The 25,704-nt window shown below is 60.5% G+C and carries 21 protein-coding genes; 10 read left to right on the forward strand and 11 right to left on the reverse strand.

Annotated elements, in window-relative coordinates:
- Positions 1 to 6 precede the first annotated feature (6 nt).
- The gene (locus PVE98_RS09800) at positions 7 to 1,440 is read right to left on the reverse strand and encodes a methyl-accepting chemotaxis protein (RefSeq protein WP_096073184.1); all 1,434 of its coding nucleotides are present in this window, start codon (positions 1,438 to 1,440) and stop codon (positions 7 to 9) included.
- A 333-nt stretch (positions 1,441 to 1,773) separates the two neighbouring features.
- Here PVE98_RS09800 and PVE98_RS09805 point away from each other — a divergent pair, with 333 nt between their 5' ends.
- Entirely contained in the window at positions 1,774 to 3,555 is a 1,782-nt protein-coding gene (locus tag PVE98_RS09805; RefSeq protein WP_096073183.1) for an EAL domain-containing protein, read from the forward strand.
- A 12-nt stretch (positions 3,556 to 3,567) separates the two neighbouring features.
- On the opposite strand, the gene PVE98_RS09810 is transcribed toward PVE98_RS09805, so the two are convergent.
- A complete protein-coding gene (locus tag PVE98_RS09810; RefSeq protein WP_102990971.1) occupies positions 3,568 to 3,750 on the reverse strand; it encodes a hypothetical protein in 183 nt (60 codons plus the stop codon).
- A gap of 211 nt (positions 3,751 to 3,961) precedes the next feature.
- Between PVE98_RS09810 and PVE98_RS09815 the strand changes: the two genes are divergently transcribed.
- The 3 genes from PVE98_RS09815 to PVE98_RS09825 all read left to right on the forward strand — a co-directional run bounded on the left by PVE98_RS09815 (position 3,962) and on the right by PVE98_RS09825 (position 7,087).
- Positions 3,962 to 4,201 carry a FeoA domain-containing protein gene (locus PVE98_RS09815; protein ID WP_033747057.1) on the forward strand — a complete coding sequence of 80 codons (240 nt, stop codon included), beginning with the start codon at positions 3,962 to 3,964 and terminating at the stop codon, positions 4,199 to 4,201.
- Positions 4,198 to 6,324, forward strand: coding sequence for a Fe(2+) transporter permease subunit FeoB (feoB, locus tag PVE98_RS09820; protein WP_051905536.1), 2,127 nt, complete (start codon positions 4,198 to 4,200; stop codon positions 6,322 to 6,324). The genes PVE98_RS09815 and feoB overlap by 4 nt, the downstream gene beginning before the upstream one ends.
- Before the next feature lie 490 nt (positions 6,325 to 6,814).
- Positions 6,815 to 7,087, forward strand: a complete 273-nt coding sequence (locus tag PVE98_RS09825) for a DUF333 domain-containing protein (protein WP_033747060.1) — start codon at positions 6,815 to 6,817, stop codon at positions 7,085 to 7,087.
- Between the two features lie 39 nt (positions 7,088 to 7,126).
- On the opposite strand, the gene PVE98_RS09830 is transcribed toward PVE98_RS09825, so the two are convergent.
- Positions 7,127 to 8,125: a 2-hydroxyacid dehydrogenase gene (locus tag PVE98_RS09830; RefSeq protein WP_033747063.1), complete on the reverse strand. Its 999-nt coding sequence runs from the start codon at positions 8,123 to 8,125 to the stop codon at positions 7,127 to 7,129.
- Positions 8,126 to 8,268: 143 nt separating this feature from the next.
- Between PVE98_RS09830 and PVE98_RS09835 the strand changes: the two genes are divergently transcribed.
- Genes PVE98_RS09835 through PVE98_RS09845 form a run of 3 tightly spaced genes read left to right on the forward strand, consistent with a single transcriptional unit; the run spans position 8,269 to position 11,395 of the window.
- Positions 8,269 to 10,881: a YdbH family protein gene (locus tag PVE98_RS09835; protein ID WP_033747067.1), complete on the forward strand. Its 2,613-nt coding sequence runs from the start codon at positions 8,269 to 8,271 to the stop codon at positions 10,879 to 10,881.
- Positions 10,878 to 11,066, forward strand: coding sequence for a YnbE family lipoprotein (locus PVE98_RS09840; RefSeq protein WP_033747068.1), 189 nt, complete (start codon positions 10,878 to 10,880; stop codon positions 11,064 to 11,066). Before PVE98_RS09835 ends, PVE98_RS09840 begins: the two co-directional genes overlap by 4 nt.
- Positions 11,066 to 11,395, forward strand: a complete 330-nt coding sequence (locus tag PVE98_RS09845; protein WP_051905537.1) for a YdbL family protein — start codon at positions 11,066 to 11,068, stop codon at positions 11,393 to 11,395. The genes PVE98_RS09840 and PVE98_RS09845 overlap by 1 nt, the downstream gene beginning before the upstream one ends.
- A 54-nt stretch (positions 11,396 to 11,449) precedes the next feature.
- Here PVE98_RS09845 and PVE98_RS09850 read toward each other — a convergent pair whose 3' ends face one another.
- A complete protein-coding gene (locus tag PVE98_RS09850; protein WP_033747071.1) occupies positions 11,450 to 12,049 on the reverse strand; it encodes an FMN-dependent NADH-azoreductase in 600 nt (199 codons plus the stop codon).
- A gap of 255 nt (positions 12,050 to 12,304) precedes the next feature.
- On the opposite strand from PVE98_RS09850, the gene hrpA reads away from it, so the two are divergent.
- Together hrpA and PVE98_RS09860 are read left to right on the forward strand one after the other, a co-directional pair.
- Complete coding sequence (gene hrpA / locus PVE98_RS09855; RefSeq protein WP_333620609.1) at positions 12,305 to 16,207, forward strand: ATP-dependent RNA helicase HrpA; 3,903 nt, start codon at positions 12,305 to 12,307, stop codon at positions 16,205 to 16,207.
- Positions 16,208 to 16,422: 215 nt separating this feature from the next.
- The gene (locus PVE98_RS09860) at positions 16,423 to 16,998 is read left to right on the forward strand and encodes an Ail/Lom family outer membrane beta-barrel protein (protein ID WP_033747075.1); all 576 of its coding nucleotides are present in this window, start codon (positions 16,423 to 16,425) and stop codon (positions 16,996 to 16,998) included.
- A gap of 70 nt (positions 16,999 to 17,068) precedes the next feature.
- Here PVE98_RS09860 and PVE98_RS09865 read toward each other — a convergent pair whose 3' ends face one another.
- The 5 genes from PVE98_RS09865 to rstA all read right to left on the reverse strand — a co-directional run bounded on the left by PVE98_RS09865 (position 17,069) and on the right by rstA (position 22,309).
- Positions 17,069 to 17,878 (reverse strand): serine protease, encoded by an 810-nt coding sequence (locus PVE98_RS09865; protein ID WP_033747079.1) that lies wholly within the window; start codon positions 17,876 to 17,878, stop codon positions 17,069 to 17,071.
- A 285-nt stretch (positions 17,879 to 18,163) separates the two neighbouring features.
- On the reverse strand, positions 18,164 to 18,619 hold the full coding sequence (gene asr / locus PVE98_RS09870) for an acid resistance repetitive basic protein Asr (RefSeq protein ID WP_096073900.1): 456 nt from the start codon (positions 18,617 to 18,619) through the stop codon (positions 18,164 to 18,166).
- 155 nt (positions 18,620 to 18,774) lie between these two features.
- Complete coding sequence (locus tag PVE98_RS09875; protein WP_096073180.1) at positions 18,775 to 20,262, reverse strand: carboxypeptidase M32; 1,488 nt, start codon at positions 20,260 to 20,262, stop codon at positions 18,775 to 18,777.
- Positions 20,263 to 20,282: 20 nt separating this feature from the next.
- Positions 20,283 to 21,584 carry a two-component system sensor histidine kinase RstB gene (gene rstB / locus PVE98_RS09880; RefSeq protein ID WP_096073179.1) on the reverse strand — a complete coding sequence of 434 codons (1,302 nt, stop codon included), beginning with the start codon at positions 21,582 to 21,584 and terminating at the stop codon, positions 20,283 to 20,285.
- A complete protein-coding gene (rstA, locus tag PVE98_RS09885; protein WP_033747984.1) occupies positions 21,581 to 22,309 on the reverse strand; it encodes a two-component system response regulator RstA in 729 nt (242 codons plus the stop codon). Before rstA ends, rstB begins: the two co-directional genes overlap by 4 nt.
- Positions 22,310 to 22,484: 175 nt before the next feature.
- On the opposite strand from rstA, the gene PVE98_RS09890 reads away from it, so the two are divergent.
- The gene (locus PVE98_RS09890) at positions 22,485 to 22,901 is read left to right on the forward strand and encodes a hypothetical protein (RefSeq protein WP_048781382.1); all 417 of its coding nucleotides are present in this window, start codon (positions 22,485 to 22,487) and stop codon (positions 22,899 to 22,901) included.
- Here the strand turns inward: PVE98_RS09890 and PVE98_RS09895 are convergent.
- Both PVE98_RS09895 and ydgH read right to left on the reverse strand, forming a co-directional pair.
- On the reverse strand, positions 22,898 to 24,289 hold the full coding sequence (locus tag PVE98_RS09895) for a basic amino acid/polyamine antiporter (protein ID WP_033747087.1): 1,392 nt from the start codon (positions 24,287 to 24,289) through the stop codon (positions 22,898 to 22,900). The genes PVE98_RS09890 and PVE98_RS09895 overlap by 4 nt on opposite strands.
- A gap of 203 nt (positions 24,290 to 24,492) precedes the next feature.
- Complete coding sequence (ydgH, locus tag PVE98_RS09900; RefSeq protein WP_096073178.1) at positions 24,493 to 25,446, reverse strand: DUF1471 family protein YdgH; 954 nt, start codon at positions 25,444 to 25,446, stop codon at positions 24,493 to 24,495.
- Between the last annotated feature and the right edge of the window lie 258 nt (positions 25,447 to 25,704).

Consider the following 25,704-nt stretch of genomic DNA (forward strand, 5'->3'; position numbering starts at 1 on the left):
CGTCAGTCAGACAGCGACGGCAGCGGCTTGCGGCGTCAAAAACGCATCGGCGCCGCCGGTGCCTGCGTAACGATGTTCGTCGACCGGCGTTTTAAAGTGGCTGATAACGGCGGCGAGGGTTTCGGTGCGTCCGTTCAGGCTGCCCGCTGAGGCGGTGACCTGCTGAACCAGCGAGGCGTTCTGCTGCGTAACGCGGTCTAAATCGGCGATAGCCAGCGTGACCTGAGAAATGCCTTTGCTCTGCTCCTCTGAGGCCAGCGCAATTTGGCCGATAAGATCGTTCACCGCTGAGACGCGCTGCGTGACGCTGCCCATGGTCTCTCCGGCCCGGCCGGCTGCCGCCGCGCCTTCCTGCACGCGCATCACCGCGCCGCCGATTAAGTCCTCGATCTCTTTGGCTGCCGCGGCGCTGCGCTGGGCGAGACTGCGCACCTCGGAGGCGACCACGGCGAAGCCGCGTCCCTGCTCGCCCGCGCGCGCCGCCTCTACGGCCGCGTTGAGCGCCAGAATATTGGTCTGAAAAGCGATGCTGTTGACCGTGGCGGTAAACTGACGAATTTTCTCCGCTTCTTCAGCGATATCGCGCATCAGCGTAGAGACCGAGTGAACCAGCGCCTCGCCTTGCCGGGTGGTCTGCGCGGTGGCGCCCGCCAGCTCGCGCGCTTCCCGGGCGCTCAGCGCGTTATTCTTCACCGTGGCGGTCAGTTCCTCCATGCTGGCGGCGGTCTGTTCGAGCGCCGCCGCCTGGCGAGTGGTGCGATCGGAGAGATCGGTATTGCCGGCGGCGATATCCGCCGCTTCCCGACGCAGCACGCCGCTATTGTCACGTACCGCCTGCACCGTGGTGAGCAGGCTTTGCTGCATCAGTCGCACCAGCGGCACCAGCTGTCCGACGCAGTTGCGGCCAAACTCCTGCGGCTCGTGAGAGAGATCGCCTGCAGCGATGCTTCTGAAATGCTCGCGCATCACGCCAAGCGGCTTCACCAGATGGGTGACAAGAAAGCGGTCGCAGAAGGCCAGCAGCCCCAGCATCATCAGCGCGGCGACAAGAAACGCCATCTCCAGACGCTGGCGATCGTGGGCGGTCGCTGCTTCGTCCGATGCAACCTGACGCTGCAGAAAGCTAAGCCGCTCGTTTGCCGCGGCGGAAAAGCGGGCGGGCGTTTCGTTCAGGGCGACGCTAAGGCGCGTCCAGTCGGCGCCGGCGGGCGCCTCAGCCTGTAGCGCCGCTTTTTCCTCTGCGGAGCCTGAGGCCATCGCATTTCCGGCGCGCGTCAGAAAAACCAGCTGCGCGCTGGCGATGTCTCTCGCTTCGGCGCGCTGATGCAGGTCGCGCATAACACCAGAACCGTAAGCGCCTGCCAGCGCCACGACCAGCAGCGCAGCCAGCAAAATAGCCTGTACAACCCGACGAATAGTAAAATTTCTGAGGAAGTGCATATAGGATTCCCTGGTGTTGTTGCTGCTGTGTAAAGAACTGCGAAATGTTGTTTTTTATGTAGCTTGCTATTTTATTGCGTGCAATCTTATTGAGCGCTTTAGTGTGGCAGTGAATCAGGAAAAAGGAAACGATCATTTTGTGATTTTTTTATTTTTCGGATTATTTGATATTGTTTGAAAGAATTTATTGTGCCAAAGGGACGAAAAGCGCTTAAGATTTCGTACCAGATAAAATCAGATAATTTGCCTTGTACTTTAGTCGGTTTTTCCCGGTCCGCTTTTAAACGTTTTTATTTTCTGTTCGTTCCAGAGCTGGAGCGGGCCGGAGGAACCATGCAAACATATTCCGGCGACGACGAAGGTCGCCTGCGCGCGCTTGAAGCGCTGCGCGAACCTGATGAAAGTCGCGATGGGGTACTTGAAAAGTTTGTTCGGCTGGCAAGCCAGGCGCTCGGCATTCCCGGCTGTTTTATCTCTATCGTCGACGATGAATTTCAGTACATCCGCGCGGCGCGCAACTTTTCGCTTAAGTACTCGACGCGTGAAGATTCGCTCTGTCGCTACGTGATTGATTCCGAAGCGCCGATGGTGATCGCTGATACCTGGCAAGATGCCCGCTTCGTTAAGCACAAGTTCGTTGTCGGCGATCCCTGGATTCGCTTCTATGCCGGCGTGCCGCTGAAAAGCCGCGCCGGCCATATCCTCGGCACGCTGTGCGTAACCGACGGCGAGCCGCATCAGCTAAATCCAGAGCAGCTGACCGCGCTGACGCTGCTCGGCGCGCTGGTGATCTCCTTCCTGGAGGCCTGGCACTCCGCCGGCTTCACCGATCCGGTGACCGGACTGCCAAATCGTCAGCGGCTGATCCGCGATCTGCACTACCTGACGGCGGGCGGCGAAACGCTGCCGCGGCGGCTCATCCTGATTGACTGCATCGACATGCCGCGCGCCTACGAACTGGCGCGCTCGATGGGAATGGGGCCGGTCGAGGGGTTGCTCAAAGACGTCGCCACGCTTTTGCCGCTGCGCCTGCGTCTGGGGCCCGGCGATCTGCTCTACACCGTGGCCACCGGCCGGTTTGCGCTGTTGACCAGCGCGAGCAGCTCGCTCAGCGCGGCCTGGGTGGCGAATCGCATGGAGGGCATCAGCGCGGATCTGGGCGAAGGGCTGTCGGTGACCCTGAATACTTTTACCGGTGAAGTGGACTTCACGGCCGTGGCGTCGCCGGCGCAGGAGATACTGCGTCGCGGCCTCAGCGCGCTGCATGAGGCGATCGGCAGCGGGGTGGCGACACGGACCTATAGCGCGTCGGAGGATGTGCGCCGCACGCGCGATTTCAACCTGATGCATGAACTCGCCTCAGCGCTAAGAAACGAAGAGGGGCTCTATCTGGCCTACCAGCCCAAGATCTGCCTGCAGAGCGGCGCGCCGGTCGGGCTTGAGGCGCTGATTCGCTGGCGGCATCCGCAGCTGGGCGAGCTGTCGCCCTCGGCATTCGTACCCCTGGCGGAACAGACCGAACTGCTCTCCGAGCTAAACGCCTGGGTAATCGATCGCGTCATTGCCCGTCTGGCGCGGCTGCGAAATCACTGCATCCAGCTGCCGGTTTCCGTTAACGTCAGCCTGCATGATTTCGCCCGGCAGGGGTTTGCCGACACGCTGGAAGATAAGATGCTGAAAGTCAGGCTGCCTAACGCGCTGCTTGGCGTGGAGTGTCTGGAAACCGAACGGCTGATTGAGAGTCCGGCCACGATGCGCGGACTGGAAATGCTCAAGCTGCGCGGCTTCGGCATTTCGCTGGATGACTTCGGCACCGGCTACAGCAATATCAGCTATCTGCGCCGCATGCCGCTGGACGTGATTAAGCTGGACCGTTCGTTAATCAGCGGCCTGGCTTCCGACACCGCATCGCGCATTATCGCGCGCAACATTATCACCATGCTGAAAGAGCTGGACTATGTCGTGCTGGCGGAAGGCATCGAGTGCGGGGACGTGGCCAGTATGCTGTGCGAATATGGCTGCGACCAGGCGCAAGGCTATTTCTATGCCAAACCGCTGCCCGACCGCGAGCTGGATGCGTGGCTCGACTGGCGGCTGCGCAACAAATGCAGCTGAGGTGTGCCTGCGCTATTGCGCCTCTGCGGCCGCCTGAGCCTGCGGATTATCGGGCACGTCGTTCCAGGTGCAGTCGATCTCGCTGTCGTGGGAGATGCACTCGGGCGGGGCGTTGAGGTTTTTCGCCTGATGATGGCGCGGCACCGCGCAGCCGGAGAGCAGCAGGCAGACAACAAGTGCAGCAGGTTTCAGCATAGAGAGATTTCCGTTCACCATGTAACCGCTATTTTCCCGCCTTACGTCTTAACGGACCTTTAACCGCCCAGGCCCGCCAGCGGCTTTTTCGTCAACCCTGCATCAACCACGCCACTCTTTGCCCGCTTCTCGCCTCTAACGCGATCTAAATCAATAACGATAATTGTTCGCAATTGCATAGTTGCGGCACAGAAATATCGGAGATGAGATCATGCTGATAAAACCCGGGAGTCAATGGCGTATTACAGGGTTCAGGAGCGACCTGTCCGAGCTTTTCCGTCGTAAACTTTTATCGCTGGGCTTCGTGCCTGGCGCGGTAATCGATATCGTCAGGTTCGCGCCGCTGGGCGACCCGGCGGAAGTGCGTCTCAGCCACAGCAGCTATGCGTTACGTAAAGCTGAACTGGCGATGCTGCGTCTCGAGGCCGTTGACGGAGGCGAGCAGGCATGAAGCGTATCAACGCCGTACTGGCGGGCAACCCTAACGCCGGTAAAACCACGCTGTTCAATCTGCTGACCGGGCTGCGCCAGCGCACCGGCAACTGGCCCGGCGTCACCGTCGAGCGCAAGCAGGGCGCCTTCACCACCGGCGAGGCTGCCGTCACGCTGATCGATCTGCCCGGCATCTATTCGCTGGAAACGGTGCAGGCCGAAGACGGGCTCTCCGCCGACGAGCGCGTCACCTGCAGCTATGTGATGAGCGGCCAGGCGGACGTGCTGATCAACGTGGTCGACGCGTCGAGCCTGGAGAAGAGCCTGTGGCTCACCCTGCAGCTGCGCGAGCTGAACCTGCCGATGATCGTGGTGCTTAATATGGCCGATGTCGCCAGAGCGTGCGGCGTCGAGCTGGATGCCGATGAGCTGGCCGCGCAGCTTGGCTGTCCGGTGGTGCTGATGTCCGCCTCGACCTCGGAAGGGCTGACGGCGCTGCTGGACGCCATCGATCGCGTCGCCGCCGCGCCGCCTGCAGATCTGCTGCTGAACCGAACGGACGTCGACGCGGAAGCGCGGCTGGCGCGCATCAGCGCCATCTGTCAGGCCGTCTGCGATCGCGCGGCGCATCGCGCCCATCGTCTGACGCGCGCGCTGGATAATCTGTTTCTCAACCGCTGGCTCGGTTTTCCCCTGTTTTTAGGGGTGATGTACCTGATGTTTTACTTCTCCATCAATATCGGCGGCGCGCTGCAGCCAGTATTCGACAAGGGGTCCACGGCGCTGTTTATCGACGGCACCGCGCAGCTTTGCGCCACGCTTCGCTTTCCCGACTGGGTCACCTCTTTTCTGGCGCAGGGCATTGGCGGCGGCATCACCACCGTACTGCCGCTGGTGCCGCAGCTGGCGCTGATGTTCTTCTTTCTGACGCTGCTGGAAGAGTCGGGCTATATGGCGCGCGCCGCGTTTGTGGTCGATCGTCTGATGCGCTGGCTGGGGCTGCCGGGGAAATCCTTTGTGCCGCTGATCGTCGGCTTTGGCTGCAATGTGCCGTCAGTGATGGGGGCGCGCACGCTGGAAACCGAGCGGGAAAGGCTGGTAACCATGCTGATGGCGCCTTTTATGTCCTGCGGCGCGCGGCTGGCGATATTCGCCGTGTTTGCCGGCGCCTTTTTCGGCAACGCTGGCGCTGGGGTGATCTTTTCGCTCTATCTGCTCGGTATCGTGGCGGCGGTCTTTACCGGGCTGGTGCTAAAGCATACCTTGCTGAAGGGCGGATCTTCCTGTGCGATCATGGAGCTGCCGCTGTGGCATGTGCCGGTAATGCGCAGCCTGCTGCTGCAGACCTGGTTTCGTCTGCACGCCTTCGTTATCCGTGCCGGCATGGTGATCGTCGCGGCCTGCGTGGCGATCGGCCTGCTTTCCAGCCTGACGGCCAGCGGCCATCAGGCGCAGCGCGTCGACGACTCGGTACTGGCTTCCGCCAGCCGCTACCTGACGCCGTTGTTTACGCCGATGGGCATTCGGCCCGACAACTGGCAGGCGACGGTGGGGCTGGTGACCGGCGCCATGGCGAAAGAGAGCGTGGTCGGCACCCTGAACGCGCTCTACCTGGCGGAGCCGCAAAATGCGCCGGACGCCGAGCCAGCGCAGAGCCTGTCGGCGGTTTTCGCCTCGGCGCTGGATGAAACCTGGCAGAACCTGAAGCAGGCGTTCAGCCCGCAAACGCTGTTCAACCCGGTCGAAGCGAGCAAAGGAGACGGCGAGATGAGCCAGGGCGCGGTGGGCGTTATGCAGACGATGTTCGGCAGCTCGCTCGCGGCCTACAGCTATCTGGTCTTCGTCCTGCTCTACGTGCCCTGCGTCTCGGTGATGGGCGCGCTGGCGAAAGAGGCGGGACGACAGTGGATGTGGTTCGCGCTGATCTGGGGAACCGTTATGGCCTATAGCGCCGCAACGCTGGTTTACCAGATCGGCACTTTTACTCAGCATCCCGGCTTCAGCCTGATCTGCCTGGCAGCCATTGTCGCCGCGGGTATGGCGGCGGTGACCCTTTTACGCCAGCTGCGCGTCAGTCTTCAGCCTGGGTTGCAGCCGGTTAAAGAGGGCGGATGCGGCGGCTGTAAAGGCTGCGGGCATTAACCCGGCAAATAAAAAACGCTCCTGTCGTGGAGCGTTACCGGAGGACCCGGCTAAGTGAATCAATAGCCGTACTTGTTGTAGTGAGGCGTTGCCTCGGCGCCCACTATAGTGCGGCGTTTCTTAACCGGGGCTCAATAGCATCGGGTCAGGTGCGCCCTTTATTGCACAGGATCAATTAATAAGCTAATCAGACAGAGAAGGGCTGACGCACGCTTGAAACGAAGTTTATGAGCAGGTTGGAATAACGTACAGGTGACGGCGTCACTTATCTGCCTGTGGCTTCAGCAAGACGCCAGACGCGGCCAGTACTGGCGCAAAAGCGGACGGCGGTAAAGACGCGGGAAAAAGCTTTAGCGAAGCGAAACAGGACTATTCTGCTTGCAAAGCGCCAGAGAAAATTTTGTAAAAAGCTGTGTCGCCTATCGACCGGCTGCCGCGCCTGCCTTATGCTTGACCAGCCTCTAACCCTAACACTTCCGGAGTCCGACTGATGAAAGCAGCCACCTTTCTGCTGGCCGGTGCCGCGCTGCTGCTCTCGGCATGCAGCAGCAACAGCGATAACGAACCGCCGCAACAAGCCACCGCAGCCCATATTCAGCCGCACGTCATTATGTCGTCGCTGGCGGAAACCAACTGCGCTGGCGCCGGAGGCACGCTGGCATTTTCTCACCAGCTGGACGGCACGCGCATCGGCATGTGCCAGCTGGCGAACGGACGCCGCTGCGACGAACAGGCGCTGATCGGCGGCAACTGCGCCCGCTAATTCAGCGGCAGGCGCGCCTCGACGGCAGCGCCCGCCAGATCAGGCCGACGCCGACAGCTGATTCGGGCAGGCTTCGCCTTTTTCAAGCTGGCTAAGATTCGACAAGGTCGTTTCCGAAATCGCCGTTAGCGCTTCAGCGGTCAGAAAGGCCTGATGGCCGGTAAATAGTACGTTGTGGCAGGCCGACAGCCGACGGAACACGTCGTCCTGAATGACGTCGTTAGACTTATCTTCAAAGAAAAGATCGCGCTCATTTTCGTAAACGTCCATGCCGAGCGAGCCGATTTTCTGCTGCTTGAGCGCGTCAATCGCTGCCTGGGAGTCGATCAGTCCGCCGCGACTGGTGTTGATAATCATCACGCCATCTTTCATCTGGCTAAAGGCGCTGGCGTTCAGCAGATGATGGTTTTCCGGCGTCAGCGGGCAGTGCAGCGTAATCACGTCTGATTCGGCGAACAGGGTTTTCAGATCGACATACTCTGCGCCCAGCTCAAGCGCCTGCGCGCTCGGGTAGGGATCGAACGCCAGCAGGCGCATGCCGAACCCTTTCAGAATGCGCATCGTCGCCACGCCGATCTTGCCGGTGCCGACCACGCCCGCGGTTTTGCCGTGCATGTTAAAACCGGTTAAGCCGTCGAGCGAAAAGTTGGCGTCGCGCGTGCGCTGATAGGCGCGATGGATACGGCGGTTAAGCGTCATCATCAGGCCGACCGTATGTTCCGCCACCGCTTCCGGCGAATAGGCGGGCACGCGCACCACCTTCAGGCCCAGCTCCTCAGCCGCGGCTAAATCGACGTTGTTGAAACCGGCGCAGCGCAGCGCGATATACTTCACGCCCAGCGCCGCCAGTTCCTCCAGCACCGGACGGCTGGCGTCGTCGTTAACGAAAATGCAGACGGCGTCGCAGTCGACGGCGTTTTTCGCCGTCGCTTCCGTCAGTAAAAAGTCGAAGTACACCAGATCGAACCGGTAGCCTTCGTTAACGTGATCGAGATACTTCTGGTCATAGTGCTTCGTGCTGTAAACCGCGATTTTCATCGTTACGCTCCTGCATTCGGGTATCCACACAGCATAACGTTTTATTGTGGATTTTGCTGCCGTCGGCGGCACGCCTTCACCTCTGACCGATTACGTGCCATCATCAGGGGCAGGATCCTGTCAGGAAAAGGAATAGTGCTGCCATGCCGCGGAGCCTCCGCCGACTACTTGCTGCATTACTGGCGCTGACGCTGCTGGTGCTGGGGCTGCTGCTCACCGTGACGCAATGGCTGCCGCAGCTGGCCGGCATCTGGCTGCCGGCGGATACGCGCATCGTGCTGGAAGGATCGCCGCGCTGGCGCAACGGCGGCCTGTGGTTTCCGCAGGTGCGCTACCTGGCGGGCGAGTGCGCGCTGGCAAGCGTCGAACAGGCCTCGCTTGGCTGGCACGACCGGCGCTGGCGGCTCGCCGCGCGGCAGGTGACGCTCGACAGCGACTGCCTGCAGAAGCTGCCGCAAAGCGAGCAGCCTGGTGCGCCGAAAAGCCTGGCGGAATGGCAGCAGCTGTTGCCCGGCGCCGATATCCAGCTTGAGAATCTTACTATTGCGCCCTGGCAAGCCTACGCCGGACGTTTCGATCTCAGCCTCACCCCCGCTAAACAGACGCTGCGCTATCGCGGCGACAATCTCAATATCGACGCCAGCCTGCAGGGGCAGCAGCTCAGCATAGAGCAGCTAACGCTGCGCCATAACGCGCTGCCGCAGCCCGTGACGCTGCATGGCCGGTTCGATCTGCCTGAGTTCGCCAACGGCCTGCCGGTCGGCGGCCAGCTAGAGGGTGAACTGCAATACGCCGGCCAACCGCTGCGTCTGACGCTCGACTGGCAGCAGCAGCAGGGCGAACTGGCACTCTACGCCACCGGCGACGGCCAGCCGCTGCTGATGCTGCCGTGGCAGGCCGACGCGCGGCAGATCCGTATTGTTAAAGGACGCTACCGCTGGCCGACCGGCGAGCAGACGCTCTCCGGCTTTCTCGATCTCACGCTCGACAACTGGCGACAGGGCCTGGAAGAGACGCAGATTACCGGCCGCCTCAACGTGCTGACTCAGGGGCGCGGCGGCAAAGGCAACGCGGTGCTGAATATCGGCCCCGGAAAGCTGAGCATGACAAACAGCGCGCTGCCGCTGCGGCTTACCGGCGAAAGCAAGCTGGCGGCGATGCAGCTCTACGCCGCGCTGCCCGGCAATCTCAGCGGGCCGCTGCTTGACCCGCAGCTCCGGTTCCAGCCTGGCGCGCTGCTGCGTCTGCGCGGGCGCATTCTCTCCACGCTGGAGGTGGATGAGGCGCGCTGGCCGCTGGCGGGGGTGCGGCTCGCCTCGCAGGGCATTGACGGCCGCCTGCAGGCGATACTCAAGGCGCACGATCCGAGCTTCGGCCAGTTCAGGCTGCACCTCGACGGGCGCGCCAGCGACTTCTGGCCCGATAAAGGGGAGTGGAAATGGCGCTACTGGGGCGCTGGCGAAATGCTGCCGCTTAACGCCGCCTGGACTATTCAGGGCGCGGGCGGCTGGCGCGACACCCTTATCCATCTCGACAGCCTGAGTGCCGGTTTCGATCGGATGCAGTACGGCATGGCGCAGGTGGTGCGGCCGCGGCTCACCCTCAGCGCGCCGGTCAACTGGCAGCGCGACGCGCAACGACCCGCCTTTAACGGCGGCTTCCGCATCGACGCGGGAGAGACGCGGTTCGATTTTGGCGGGCGGCTGCCCGCTTCGTCGCTGAGCTTCGAGGCGAAAGGCCAGGATCCCAGCCACTTTATCTGGCGCGGCGCGCTGCAGGCGCAGGCGATCGGGCCGCTGCGCGTACACGGCCGCTGGGACGGCAAGCGCCTGCGCGGCGAGGCCTGGTGGCCGACGCAGTCTCTGACGGTGTTCCAGCCGCTGCTCAATCCCGAACTGAAGATGAAAATCCGCGCGGGCGAGCTGCGCGCGCAGGTGGCGTTTTCCGCCGCGGTGAAAGAGGGATTCAGCGCGGGCGGCCACTGGACGGTGACGCAGGGCAGCCTCTGGACGGCGGACAACCAGATCAACGGCGTCGACTTCTCGCTGCCGTTCCGCCTGAAAGATCAGCAGTGGCAGCTCGGCGTGCGCGGGCCGGTACAGCTGCGCATCGGCGAAATCACCAACCAGTTCGCGATGCAGAATATCCGCGCCGATCTTCAGGGCTACTATCCCTGGAGCGAGGCGCAGCCGCTGACGCTGCAGGCGGTCAGCATGGCGCTGCTGGGCGGCAAGGTCACGCTGCCCGCGCTGCGGCTGCCGCAGCACCAGGCGGCGACGCTGAGCCTGCGCGATATCAGCCTGAGCAAGCTGGTCACCGCGCTGAAGCCTAAGCAGTTCGCTATGTCCGGCAGGATCAACGGCGAGCTGCCGCTGTGGGTGAATAATCCGCACTGGCTGGTGCAGAACGGCTGGATCGCCAACAGCGGCTTCCTGACTTTCCGTATGGATAAAGATATGGCCGACGCGATCACTGCCGGCAACGTCGCAGCGGGCGCGGCGATGGACTGGCTGCGCTATATGGAGATCTCCCGCTCGTGGGCGACGCTCGATCTCGACAATCTCGGCAACCTCGCCATGCAGGCGCAGGTACAGGGCGTCAGCCGCTTCAGCAACCGCAAACAGACCGTGAATCTCAACTACCGCCATCAGCAGAACCTGTTTCAACTCTGGCGCAGCCTGCGCTTTGGCGATAATTTGCAATCCTGGGTGGAACAGAACGCCACTCTGCCGACCAAAAGGGATCAACAACCATGAGCCTCAGGGCGTTACTGGTGCTGGCAGTCGGACTGCCGCTGACCGGCTGCGTGCCGCGCATCGAAGTGGCCGCGCCGAAGGAGCCGATCACCATCAATATGAACGTAAAGATCGAACATGAAATTCATATCAAAGTGGACAAAGACGTGGAGGCGCTGCTGAAGAATCAGAGCGATCTGTTTTGATGCGCGCGTTCCGCAAGCCGCTGCTCGCTGCGCTGCTGCTCATCAGCGCGGCGCAGCCGGCGCTGGCGCTGACGCTGGATGAGGCGCGCCATCAGGGCCGGGTCGGGGAAACCTTTAGCGGCTATATTGCCGCGCGCCAGCAGGACGGCGAGACGCAGGCGCTGGTAAAGCGCATCAACGCCGGGCGTAACGTGGAATATCAGCGCATCGCGCAGCAGAACAATCTCACCACCGATCAGGTGGCGCGTATCGCCGGCGCAAAACTGGTGGAGCGCGCGGGCGAGGGCGAGTACGTACGCGGCCTCAACGGCCTGTGGATGCAGAAATAAAAAAGCCAGGCGTCATGCCTGGCAATCGAAACACAGAGCGAATAATAATAATGATTAGGCAGAAACAATCTGTTTGATGGCGTTTTTGGCGTCGTCGGTGGCTTTGGTTGCCACTTCCGGACCGTAGGCGATGCCTTCGGCGAAAACGAATTCAACGTCGGTGATGCCGATAAAGCCCAGGAAGAGCTTCACGTACGGCGTCAGCAGATCGCTCGGGGTATCTTTGTGAATGCCGCCGCGGCTGGAGAGAATCACCGCGCGCTTGCCTTTCACCAGGCCTTCCGGACCCGCTTCGGTGTAGCGGAAAGTGACGCCGGCGCGAGCAACCAGGTCAAAATAGTTTTTCAGCTGAGTCGGGATGTTGAAGTTGTACATCGGCGCGGCGATCACGATTACGTCGTGGGCCTGCAGCTCGTCGATCAGCGCGTTGGAGAGATCCAGCGCTTCCTGCTGACGCGGAGAGAGCGGCGCGTCTGACGGACGCAGCGCGCCGACCAGTTCGCCATCCAGCACCGGAATCGGATCCGCAGCCAGGTCGCGCACGGTAACCTGATCGCCTTTGGCTTTCGCTTCTTCAACGTAGAAATCGGCCAGCTGGCTTGACTGTGAGTAACCAGCGAGGATGCTGGATTTAAGAACCAATACTTTGCTCATTGCTGTTTCCTGTTTGTTACGCGGAAGGCTTCCCGCTCAATGGGTTACACTCTACGGTCATTAGCGACGCGGTAAAAGCGCAATATTTCGAGAGCTATGTTCGAATTTCTTGAATAAGCATGGCATGGAAGGCGCAGCTGGTCGTGTTAAAATGTGTTACGCTTTGCTCAATACAATTTTTAGAATCAGTCGGTTAACCCGGCTATCGGACGCTGCGACGTGCAGCGGCTCCGTCTGAGAAGGTACTCCATTACTATGTCATCACCGGTTTCCTCTTCCTTTGCGCCGCTGTGGTCGCGGCTCGACAATCTGATGCTGCGCGACCGCCAGCGCCTGCAGCGCCGTCTGCGCGGCGCCGGTAAAGTGGCTAACCCCGCGGCGCTGCAGGCCGTCGTCGACGAACTCAGCCAGGAGATCGCGACGGCGGAGCAGCGCGTCGCCGCCCGTGCCGCCGCGACGCCGAAAATTACTTTTCCCGACAACCTGCCGGTCAGTCAGAAGCAGCAGCAGATCGCCGAGGCGATCCGCGATCATCAGGTGGTGATTGTCGCCGGTGAAACCGGTTCGGGCAAAACTACCCAGCTGCCGAAAATCTGTCTGGCGCTGGGACGCGGCGTTAAAGGGCTGATCGGCCATACGCAGCCGCGTCGTCTGGCGGCGCGCACCGTCGCCAACCGCATCGCCGAGGAGCTTGAAACCTCGCTCGGCGGCTGCATTGGCTATAAAGTGCGTTTTAACGATCAGGTCAGCGACACCACGCAGGTGAAGCTGATGACCGACGGCATCCTGCTGGCGGAAATCCAGCAGGATCGCCTGCTGCTGCAATATGACACCATCATTATCGATGAGGCGCACGAGCGCAGCCTGAATATCGATTTCCTGCTCGGCTACCTGCGCGAGCTGCTGCCGCGCCGTCCCGATCTGAAAATCATCATCACCTCGGCGACCATCGATCCGCAGCGCTTTTCGCGCCACTTCCACAATGCGCCGGTGATTGAGGTTTCAGGTCGTACCTTCCCGGTGGAAGTGCGCTACCGGCCGGTGGTGGAAGAGGCGGACGACAGCGAGCGCGATCAGCTGCAGGCGATTTTCGACGCGGTCGACGAGCTGGGCGACGAAGGGCGCGGCGATATTCTCATCTTTATGAGCGGCGAGCGCGAAATTCGCGACACCGCCGACGCGCTGGCGAAGCGCGATCTGCCGCATACCGAAATTTTGCCGCTCTACGCGCGCCTGTCGAACGCCGAGCAGAACCGGGTTTTCCAGTCGCACAGCGGACGACGCATCGTGCTGGCGACCAACGTGGCGGAAACCTCGCTGACCGTGCCCGGCATTAAATATGTGATCGATCCCGGCACCGCGCGCATCAGCCGCTACAGCTATCGCACCAAGGTGCAGCGTCTGCCGATCGAGCCGATTTCACAGGCCTCGGCCAATCAGCGTAAAGGGCGCTGCGGCCGCGTCTCCGACGGCATCTGTATCCGTCTCTATTCGGAAGATGACTTCCTCAGCCGTCCGGCCTTTACCGACCCGGAGATCCTGCGCACCAATCTGGCGTCGGTGATCCTGCAGATGACGGCGCTGGGACTGGGCGATATCGCCGCCTTTCCCTTCGTCGAAGCGCCCGATAAGCGCAATATTCAGGATGGCGTGCGCCTGCTGGAGGAACTGGGCGCGCTCACGCTCAACGATGAGACCGGCCACTACAAGCTCACCAGCTTGGGCCGCCAGCTGGCGCAGCTGCCGGTAGATCCGCGACTGGCACGCATGGTGCTGGAGGCGCAGCGCTTTGGCTGCGTGCGCGAAGTGATGATTATCGCCTCGGCGCTGTCGATTCAGGATCCGCGCGAGCGCCCGGTCGAGAAACAGCAGGCCGCCGATGAGAAACATCGCCGCTTCGCCGACAAAGAGTCCGACTTCCTCGCCTTCGTCAACCTGTGGAACTATCTGGGCGAGCAGCAGAAAGCGCTGTCGGGCAACCAGTTCCGCCGCCAGTGCAAAGGGGATTTTCTCAACTATCTGCGCGTGCGCGAATGGCAGGATATCTATACCCAGCTGCGTCAGGTGGTGCGTGAGCTAGGGATCCCCGTTAACAGCGAGCCGGCGGGATTCCGCGAGGTGCACTGCGCGCTGCTCACCGGACTGCTGTCGCATATCGGCATCAAGGACGCCGAAAAGCAGGAGTTTACCGGCGCGCGCAACGTCCGCTTCGCCATCTTCCCCGGCTCCGGGCTGTTTAAAAAACCGCCTAAATGGACCATGGTGGCGGAGCTGGTGGAAACCAGCCGCCTGTGGGGACGCATCGCGGCGCGTATCGATCCCGAGTGGATCGAGCCGCTGGCGCAGCACCTGATTAAACGCAGCTACAGCGAACCGCACTGGGAAAAAGGCCAGGGCGCGGTGATGGCGCAGGAGAAGGTCACGCTGTACGGCCTGCCGATCGTCGCCGCGCGTAAGGTCAACTACGGCAGCATCGACCCGACGCTGAGCCGCGAGCTGTTTATCCGCCATGCGCTGGTGGAGGGCGACTGGCAGACGCGCCACGCCTTCTTCCGCAATAACCAGAAGTTGCGCAGCGAAGTCGAAGATCTCGAGCATAAATCGCGCCGCCGCGACATCCTCGTGGATGACGAAACCCTGTTCAACTTTTATGACCAGCGCGTCGGCCAGCAGGTAGTCTCGGCGAAGCATTTCGATAGCTGGTGGAAGCTGGCGAGCCGCGACACCCCTGATCTGCTCAGCTTCGACAAACAGATGCTGATCAAAGAGGGCGCGGACAAGGTCAGCCAGCTCGACTACCCCAACTTCTGGCATCAGGGCAACCTCAAGCTGAAGCTCAGCTATCAGTTCGAGCCGGGCGCGGACGCCGACGGCGTCACGGTGCATATTCCGCTGCCGCTGCTTAATCAGGTCGAGGACCAGGGCTTCGAGTGGCAGATCCCCGGCGTGCGCCGCGAGCTGATTATAGCGCTGATCAAGTCGCTGCCGAAGCCGCTGCGCCGCAATCTGGTGCCTGCGCCTAACTATGCCGACGCCTTTCTGGGCCGCGTCACCGCCATGGAGCTGCCGCTGCTCGACGTGCTGGCGAAAGAGTTTCGCCGCATGACCGGGGTTACGCTGGAGCGGGAAAACTGGCAGTGGGAACAGGTGCCCGATCACCTGAAAATGACGTTCCGCGTGGTGGACGAACATAACCGCAAGCTGAAAGAGGGCAAAGATCTCAGCGCGCTAAAAGCCGAACTGAAAGAAAAAGTGCAGGAGACGCTGTCGAAGGTGGCGGATGACGGGCTGGAGCAGCACGGCCTGCATATCTGGAGCTTCGGCGATCTGCCGCGCAGCTACGAGCAGAAACGCGGCGGCTATCAGGTCAAGGCCTGGCCGGCGCTGGTCGACGAGAAAGAGAGCGTCGCGATCCGCCTGTTCGACAGCGAGCAGGAGCAGCAGAAAATGATGTGGCGCGGCCAGCGTCGCCTGCTGCTGCTCAATATTCCTTCGCCAATAAAATATCTGCATGAAAAGCTGCCGAACAAAGCCAAGCTGGGGCTCTACTTCAACCCTTACGGCAAGGTGCTGGATCTGATCGACGACTGCATCGCCTGCGGCGTCGACAAGCTGATGGCGGAAGCGGGCGGCCCGGCCTGGCAGCAGCAGAACTTCGAGCAGTTGCACGAGAAGGTGCGCGCCGAGCTGAACGAGACAGTGGTGGAGATCGCCAAACAGGTTGAGCAGATCCTGACGGCGGTGTTCAACATCAACAAGCGTCTGAAAGGGCGCGTCGATATGACCATGGCGCTGGCGCTGTCGGATATTAAGGCGCAGATGAGCGGCCTGGTCTATCGCGGCTTCGTTACCGGCAACGGCTGGAAGCGCCTGGGGGATACGCTGCGCTATCTGCAGGGTATTGAGCGTCGGCTGGAAAAATTGCCGGCCGATCCGCACAGCGATCGCGCGCGCATGCTGAAGGTGCAGGCGGTTGAGCAGGCCTGGCAAGCCTGGCGCAATAAGCTGCCGCCGCAGCGTCAGGATGATGAAGAGGTGCGCGACATTCGCTGGATGATCGAGGAGCTGCGCATCAGTTATTTCGCCCAGCAGCTCGGCACGCCTTATCCTGTTTCCGACAAGCGCATCCTGCAAACGATGGAGCAGTTCGCGGCGTAACCGCCTGGCGCTCTCGCAAGCCGCAGCCTAAAACGCTGCGGTTTTTTTTGCCCTGAAACGGCGTTATATCGCCTGTGCTAAAACTTATTTACAAGCGTGCTAAAAACAGACGCAAATTATCGCGCGGGAATCGGCCGTCGCCGCACTTTTTGGATAAAATCAATGGCGGCGCGAGGCACGCGCCGGATGATTAAATTTAATTAAGGAAGATAAATATGAAGAAGTCTGTTTTATTCAGCCTCATTGTGGCTGCTCTGGGAATACACGCCAACGCGAATGCCGATCAACAGACGGTGACTCTCGGCTATGCGCAAAGTAAAGTGCAGGATTTCAAAAATATCCGCGGGATTAACCTCAAGTACCGCTATGAGTGGGATTCGCCGTTGAGCCTGATTGGCTCGCTGACCTATATGAGCGGCAGCGGCAGCTATACGCCTTTCACCGGCTCGATGGATATAGTCGACGGCGATGCGAAGGTCAAATATTATTCGTTATCTGTCGGCCCCGCCTGGCGCTTTAATCAATATATCAGCGTCTATGGGCTGCTCGGTCTTAATTATAATAAAGTCGACTATCGCGAAAGCTGGTACAACTATGAAGGGCGTTACGTTTATATGGGCGACACCTCTCTCAGCGAGAAAAAGACGTCCCTGATGTACGGCGCAGGCGTGCAGATTAATCCCATGGAGAATCTGGCGATCGATATCGGTTATGAGGGATCGCGTCTCGACGTAGCCGATAAAGAGATGTCGATTGACGGCTTTATTCTTAACCTTGGCTACACCTTCTGAAGCTGGCGTTCCGCAATAAAAAAAGGCGCGGCTGGCAAACCGGGCGCGCCTTTTCTTATCTTTCCTGGTTTTACTGCGCCAGCGCTTCCAGCCTGTCGCGGAACGAGGTTACCGCAATAGCGCGGTTATCGGCCAGGTAGCGATCTTTCGCTGCCGGCGCCGAACTCTGCACCGCGATCAGCTGCCAGCCGTTCTCGTTTTTCAGCAGCAGCGGCGAACCGCTGTCGCCCGGCAGCGTGTCGCACTGGTGCGACAGCACGGCGCGCTGCGCCCAGCCGGTAATCAGGCAGTCGCTGTGGGAGTAGAGCGTATCCAGATGATCTTCGGGATAGCCCGCCTGAGTCACTTTGCGGCCCGCTTCTTTAAGGGCCGCGGTGAGATCGCTGCGCGACCCGTCGAATAGCGGAATTGGATTAATGGCAGAAGGGGGATTGCGCAGGATCACCAGACCATAGTCGAACGGCGCGGCGTCGCTGGGGACGATCCAGCCTTCGCCGTCTGCTTTCAGCTTGCGCGCCAGCGCCGGCTCGACGCGCGCGTCGATATCGTGAATTTCATAGCGCCAGCCGCTGTCGCTCGCCATAAAGCGCAGCGCCACCGGCTTGTCGAATTTGCCCGGCGGCGTCAGCAGACAGTGTCCCGCCGTCAGCGCCAGATGGGCGGAGATCAGCGTGGCGGTGCACAGATTGCCGCTCTCGGTTTCCAGCTGGCCGATGGCGTCCCAGGGCGCGGCCGTGACGTCGCCGATCGCCTTGCGGTGATCTTTGCCAAAGAAAAGCATTTTGATTTCATCGGGATTCGGCGCATCGTCATCATCATCGGCGTGGGCCAGAGTGGTGAAACAGAACAATCCAGTCAACAGCAAAATAGCCAGGCGCATAGGTCTCTCAATGGCGAGATTTAAGAAGAGGTTATTGTCATCACGCTTGCGCAATAACTATAGTCGGTGAGCGGTAAAAAAGGGAGATTTATTGGAATAATCAGCACGCTACAACGACTAAATAAAGAAGAAGGCCGCGATGACGCCGCAGAGGATCATCACCAGCAGGATAATTTCAAAACGATAGCGACGCACCATTTCCGCAACTCCAGTAACGAAACACCCGGCAGAACCGGGTGTTTTTATTAGTCAACGCTTCTTAAGGCGCAGGGTGCGCGACCTTAATTATTTAGCAGCGGCTTTCTTGGCAACTTTGTGGTGCTTTTTAGCAGCCTGAGCTTTCTGCGGCGCAGCGGCTTTCTTAGCTACTTTGTGATGCTTTTTAGCAGCCTGAGCTTTCTGCGGTGCAGCGGCTTTTTTCGCTACTTTGTGGTGTTTTTTCGCAGCCTGGGCTTTCTGTGCAGTTTCTGGCTTAGCGGCTTTTTTGTGGTGCTTTTTAGCGGCCTGAGCTTTCTGCGCAGCATCTTTTTTCACTGCTTTTTTGTGGTGCTTTTTAGCAGCCTGCGCTTTCTGAGCGGCTTTGTGTTTCTTGTGGGCGACTTTGTGCGTGGTTTTAGCCGGCGCAGCGGTAGTGGTGGTCGCAGTAGGGGCAGCAGCCGGCGCAGCGGTGGTGTCAGCAGCGAAAGCAACAGAAGAGAGACCCATAGCAGCGGCGATGACCAGTGCAAACAATTTTTTCATTGCAAATTCCTCGAACATTTTTTTCATGTGTAGCCCACTGCGGGGCCGGTGAAAAGACTATAAAAAAAACGAGGATCGGTTTCCGTGGGTGTTTGGTATCGGCGTGTAACCGATTGTACAAGACGGGAAAAGGGCGGCCGCGAAGGCCGCACAGATTAACGATTCAGGTAGCGTTGTTCAAGATGCTGGCGGAAAAAGCGCGGGTTCAGCGCTTCGCCGGTGGCGTTGATCAGCAGCTGCTCGGTAGGGAAACGGCTGCCGTGCTGCCAGATGTTCTGCTGCAGCCAGTCGAATACCGGCTGCAGGTCGCCATGCTGCAGTCGTTCGCTCAGGTCTGGCAGGGCTTTCTTCACCGCCTGGAACAGCTGCGCCGCGTACATGGCGCCCAGCGTGTAGGTCGGGAAGTAGCCGAAGGCGCCGTCGGTCCAGTGAATATCCTGCATGCAGCCGTCGCGGTAGTTGCCGCGGGTATCCAGCCCTAAAGCCTGCATCATCTTCTCATCCCACAGCGCGGGAATGTCCTCGACCTCGATGTCGCCTTCGATCAGCGCGCGCTCAATCTCGAAGCGTAAAATCACGTGCGCCGGATAGCTCAGCTCATCGGCGTCGACGCGGATAAAGCCGGGTTTGACGCGCTGCGTCAGGCGCACAAAGTTTTCCGGCTGCAGCGCCGGCTGCGCGCCCAGCTTGTCGCACACCTGCGGCAGAATGCGCTGCAGGAACTCGCGGCTGCGGCCCAGCTGCATCTCCATAAACAGGCTTTGCGACTCGTGGATAGCGGTCGATCGCGCCAGGCCTACCGGCTGGTTGCGCCACTGCTGCGGCAGGCCCTGCTCGTAACGCGCATGGCCGGTCTCATGGATCACGCCCATCAGCGCGCTGAGAAACTCCTCCTGATTGTAGCGCGTGGTGATGCGCACATCTTCCGGCACGCCGCCGCAGAAGGGATGCGCGCTGACGTCGAGACGGCCGTGGCAGAAATCGAAGCCCAGGGTCGTCATTACGCTCAGGCCGAGCTCGCGCTGCGCGGCGATAGCGAAGGGGCCCTGCGGCTGCTCGACAGGCTCCTGCGCCTGCTTCTCTACCACGCGCTGCAGCAGATCGGGCAGCCAGCTTTTCAGTTCGCCGAAGGTGGCGTCCAGCTTCGCGCCGGTCATGCCCGGCTCGTAGAGATCGAGCAGGGCGTCGTAGCGCGAGGTGTTGTTCGCCTCCGCGCGCAGCTGCGCCTCTTCGCGGCTCAGGCGCACCACCTCTTTCAGGTTGGCGGCAAAGCCCTGCCAGTCGTTCGCTGGACGCTGTTCGCGCCAGGCGTGCTCGCAGCGCGAACCGGCCAGCGATTTCGCCTCGACCAGCGAGGCGGGCAGTAGCGACGCCTGCTGCCAGGCGCGCTGCATCTCGCGCAGGTTGGCGCGCTCGACGTCGTTCAGGTCAGCCTGTTCGGCCTCCTGAATCAGTTCGCCGACGCGGGGATCGGTCAGGATCTCATGACGCAGCACGCCCATCTCCGCCAGCGCTTCGCCGCGCGCCTGGCTGCCGCCGGTCGGCATCATGGTCTGCATGTCCCAGCCCGCGACCGCCGTCAGATGGCCGAAGCGGGAGAGTCGCTGGAATGTCGCACTAAGTTGTTGATAAGCAGTAGTCAACCGAAACTCCTTGTGAAGGTTTATCGCGCCGAAGGGTCACGCAAAGGTAGATCAACCGGCCAGCAAAAGCGAACGCTGGCGCCGCCTAGCGGGCTACCTTCGATGCTCACGTGGCCGCCGAGCGCCTGCGCGATAGAGTGAACGATAGCGAGTCCCAGACCGCAGCCGCCGGTAGCGCGGTCGCGGCTCGGATCGAGGCGAACAAAGGGCTCGAAGACGCGTTCGCGTTCCTCGGCCGGAATGCCGGGGCCGTCATCTTCTACCTGAAGGCAGCCGAGCGCGCCGTCGAACCACAGGCTGACGCGCAGCCGATGATCGGCGTAGCGCAGCGCATTGTTAACGAGGTTGTCCAGCACGCGCTCCATCAGGCGGGTGTCAGAAACGCCATGATTTTCGCGCTGCGGCAGGTCGAGATCGATCTGCGTGTGCGGATTAAGGGCGCGCACGTCGTTAATGTGTTCGCGCAGCCAGTTCGCCAGGTCGAGCGAGGTGAGGTTGAGATCGACGCGCGGGCGGTCGAGTCGCGCATAGGTCAGCAGCTCCTCAATCAGACTCTCCAGCTGACCGATATCGCGGTTGATGGCGGCGGACTCGCCCGCGGTGAGGTTATCGCTCATCTCCAGCCGGTAGCGCAGGCGCACCAGCGGCGTGCGCAGCTCGTGGGCGATGCCGTCGATCAGCTGTTTTTTGCTCGCCACCAGCGTATTGATATTCTCCGCCATCTGGTTAAAGGCGACTCCCAGGCGGAACAGGCTGGAGGTGTTGTCGAAATGGGTACGCACATCCAGCTCGCCGCGACCGAAGCGCTGCGCCGCAATCTCCAGGCGCTGCATCTCTTTCCAGTGCGGCCGCATCCAGATAAACACCGGCAGCGCAAGTGACATGCCGATAAACACCAGCAGCGCGATATCCAGCAGCCGCATCTGATGCAGATAAAAGAGGTAGGGGATCGGGCCGACGGAGAGCACGTAATGGCTGCGCGGAATATGCTGCAAAAAGGTGTACTGATCGTCCAGCGCGACAATTTCGCCGGCGCGCAGCCGGCGCATATCGGGCTCGTCGAGCTGATATTTGCTCATCGGCTCGATATGCAGGTCGAACGACAGACCGAGATCGAGACTTTTAATGGTTCGGTTCCAGTCGCGCGGCGGAATTTCGCGCAGCTCGCTGCGGATCAGATAGAGCGAGCTCGCCATCAGGTCGTTCATCGACTGTCTGCCGGCGCGCTCGGCGGTGAATTTGTAGACCAGGCCTACCAGCAGCGCCATCACCAGAAAGCAGACGAAGAGCAGCAGATAGAACTGGATAAACAGTTTTCTCATGCCTGGGTATCCCACGCCTGCGGGGCGAACAGATAGCCCTTGTTGCGGATGGTTTTGATGCGGAAAGGCTCGGTGGCGCTGTCGTGCAGCTTTTTGCGCAGGCGGGAAATCGCCACGTCGATGCTGCGATCCAGGCCGTCGTAGCTGACGCCGCGCAGGGTCTTCAGCAGCGCGTCGCGATTCAGGATCTGTCCGGCGTGCGTGGCCAGCTCCCACAGCAGGTCGAAGTCGGCGGTGGAGAGCACGATCTGCTCGCTAAACAGCGTCACTTCGCGATTCAGCGCGTCGATGGTGAGCGAGCCGAAGCGCAGCAGCTTCTGTTTTTGCGCCGGAGCAGGCGCGGGCGCATCATCGCCCTGACCGAGCTGCGCCTGGCGCAGATGCAGCCGCAGCCGCGCCAGCAATACCGCAGGCGGGGTAGTTTTCAGAATATAGTCCTGTGCGCCCATCTCCAGCGCCAGAATATGGTTCATGTCGCTGTCGAGCGAGGTGAGCAGCACAATCGGGCCCTGCCACTGGCTGCGCAGATCGCGGCACAGGGTCATGCCGTCTTTGCCTGGCAGCATAATATCCAGCATCACGAGGTCCGGCTGTTCGGCCGCAATCACCGCTTCGGCGCGGTCGCCGCGCGTCTCGACGATCACCTCGATATCGTGGCGGCCAAGGTAGGCCGCAATCAGCGAACCCACTTCCGGTTCGTCTTCTACAAAAACGATTTTATTCATAATCCACTGCGACAAATAAGCCTGGCGAGCAGCATAGCTTTTCCCGGTCCTGAGCACTATGCCACCGCACGAAATATCCCTGCGCGACTGGTATCCGCACGGCAAAATGTGCCATCATTAACAGCGCGTTTAAGCAAGGTTCTGAACCATAATGAAAAACAGAGGGAGAGAGAGGGTGTCTGATAAAGAGCTGGCTTCAGCCGTATACAGTGACCGCATCTGCCTGAACTACAGCGATTTTCTCTCTGCCTCCTGCAAAAAACGCTGGAGTTTCGTAGACGCCATCTACGGCGTGATGCCGATTTTCGGCATGGTGACGCGTAAATCCTCGGCTCGCAGTCTACAGGCGAGCGACGAGCATCTGAAAGAATTAGCATTACAAATCATTTCGACTCAGGTCAGCGACGAAATCAATATCGCTCGCCTCATTACCCTGGCCGAACAGCAGCACATCAGCCGTTTCGATATCCAGCTGCCTTATCCGCTCTCCGCGCAGCAGCTGGAGGCGATCCATCAGGAATACCGTAAACCGCTCAACCTCACACAGCAGGATGACCTGCTGTGTGTGGCGATCCCCGGTCAACCGCACTAAACCATTAGCTGCCACATCGCGGGCAGCGACGCCGCCATCAATAAGCCAATAGCCACGCGCTCCAGCTGGGTCAGCGAGACGTCGCCGCGTCCGCCGCGACGGGCGAAGAGAAACAGCAGCAGGCCTGGCGCATAGAGCACCACCGACAGCAGCAGATGCAGCGGCCCTGAGGCGTAGAGCAGCCAGAGTCCATAAAGGCTGGCGCCGAGACCGACCGCCAGCGCCAGCGGCTGCGCTTTGCCACGCGTCAGCTTCACCAGATAGAGTCCCACCAGCAGGTAGGGCACCAGGATCATCTCTGAGGCGATGGTCAGCAGCGTGTTGTAGTCGGCGTGGGTCAGGGCGATCAGGATCAGGCAGATCTGCACGCTGCCGTTGGTCAGCCACAGCGAGGCGGCAGGCGCGCCGCGCGGGTTCTGACGCGCGATGCTGCGCGGGAAGGCACCCTGCTGCGCGGCGATCAGCGGCACTTCCGCCGCCATAATCGTCCAGCTCAGGTAGGCGCCGCACACCGATACGATCAGGCCGGCGGCGATCACCGCATCGCCCCAGTGGCCCATCAGGCGCGTCATCAGGCCCGCCATCGACGGGTTGCGCATCTGCGCCAGTTCGGCGCGCGGCACGATACCGAGCGACAGCAGCGTCACCAGCAGATAGACCAGCAGCGCCGCCAGCACCGCCAGCAGCGTGGCGCGGCCCACATCCTTTTTATGCCGCGCGCGGGCGGAAACCACCACCGCGCCTTCCACGCCGATGAATACCCACAGGGTAATCAGCATGGTCTGCTTCACCTGCTCCCACAGCGGCACGCCGAGCGTAAGGCCGGAAAAGTCGAAATGAAACTGGTCATAATTAAAAGCCGCGACCGCCAGCACGACGAACAGCAGCAGCGGCACCAGCTTGCCGAGCGTCGCCAGCAGATTGATGCCTGCCGCGGTCTGCACGCCGCGCAGCACCAGAAAATGCACCATCCACAGCAGCAGCGACGCGCCCAGCATCGCCTGCCAGGTATTGCCGTCGCCGAACACCACGCGGTCAGGCGTGTCGGTAAAAAAGCTCAGCGCCGAGAAAACGATCACCAGATAGGAGACATTGGCGATTACCGCGCACAGCCAGTAGCCCCAGGCGGAACAGAAGCCGAGCAGTTCGCCGAAACCGGCGCGCGCATAGGTAAAGATACCGCCGTCGAGGTCCGGCTTTAGCCGGGTGAGCAGCAGCATCGCCAGCGCCAGAAACAGGATGCCGACGCCGGTGATTAGCCAGCCAATCAGCAGGGCGGCCGGACCCGCCACCGCCGCCATATTCTGCGGCAAACTGAACACGCCCGCGCCGAGCATTGAGCTGAGCACCAGCGCAGTAAGCGCGCTGAGACCTAATTTTTTCTCCAAAATACCCTTCCCGCTAGCATAAGTGGCTGGATTATGTTCTGAGCGACGAATTTAACCGCGCTGTTTTGCTTTTACATGACGGATTCGCCTAAAAGCAGGGCGCAGATTCTACGGAGTGCGAAAAGGGATGGCAATGCGTGGTTATGCAAAATTGTGAAGGGATAATGCAAACAGCAGGGCGGCAGGCGCCGCCCTGAGGGAGACTACTTGAAGAGATCGGCGGTGACGGTGAGGTTGCCGCCGCTCTGGTTCTGCCACTGGCGGGTCACGTGGTAGTACTTCGCCCCTTTATCCGCGGCGCGTTTCGCCACTTCTTCCGAGATTTCGGTCGGCGTGCCGAAGTGGCCGGTAAAGGTCACGGTGTCAAACGGCTGCATCTGCGCGGCGGTAATGGCGTTCACTTCCTGAATCGACTGGCCGTTGGCGAGTTTTACGGTATAGCGCTGGCCGGTAGAACTCTGGGTTTCGAAGAAGCGACCAACGCTGTTGCTCGGGGTTTCCGATGAGGCGACGCCCGGGATCTCAACGCGTTTCGCCGCTTCGCCGCCGGCCGCCAGCGCCGCTTTGCCCGCATCGGAGTCTGCCGGGATCAGGTTCGGGCTCTGCACCTTACGCTCTTTCGCGTCGGCCTTATAGACGTAGGCGGTCACGTACTGGTTGCCGCCGTTGTTGGCGTCGACCTGGCGCACGATAAAGAACGCGGCGGCACCTTTCTCTTTCGCCGCTTTGCTGATGGCGTCGTTAACGTCTGGCTGGCTGGCGAAGAAGCCGCTGACGCTTACGGTGTCGAACGGCTCCAGACGGAAGGCTTCCGCCTTCGGCAGCTCTTTCACGCCGTTCATGACGCGGTAAGTGGTGGTGTCGTTCGCTTTCGGCGCGTCCGCTTTATAGAGGTCGGCCGTTACGCGCCAGTTGCCGCTGTTGCCGTTGCTGTCGTTGATGCCCTGAATGTAGTAAGAGGCGGCACCCAGCTCATCCGCACGTTTCGACACGGCGTCGGCCGCGTCGTTAATCGCATTAAAGCGGCCGGTGACGTTAATACGTTCGAATGGTTTCAGCTCGGCCGCTTTTTCCGGCGTCAGTTCCTGCGCGGCGAATGCGTTGCCCGCGAGCAGGGATAACAAGGTTGACGCCAGAATGGTGTTCTTCAGCTTCATAAAAATGATCCTTCGCCTTACGCAAAATGAGTACGAAAACGTGCTGGACTCTTGATGTATAACAGATTAGCCGATGATTATTGCATGTTATAAACAGGCTGTCGCAGCCAATTTATGCGACAAATCACGGGAAATTGATAGCGAAATTCATCATGGCGTCATGCAAATTTGCTAAGGACGTTTTTTGTACTGATTATCAGTAAAGGTGGTAATGCTTAGTGCTGAAACAGTTAATGCATTGTTAAATAAAGGTTTTTA

This window comes from Pantoea sp. GABEPS69 (genome assembly GCF_045780835.1).
GTDB lineage: Bacteria > Pseudomonadota > Gammaproteobacteria > Enterobacterales > Enterobacteriaceae > Pantoea > Pantoea septica.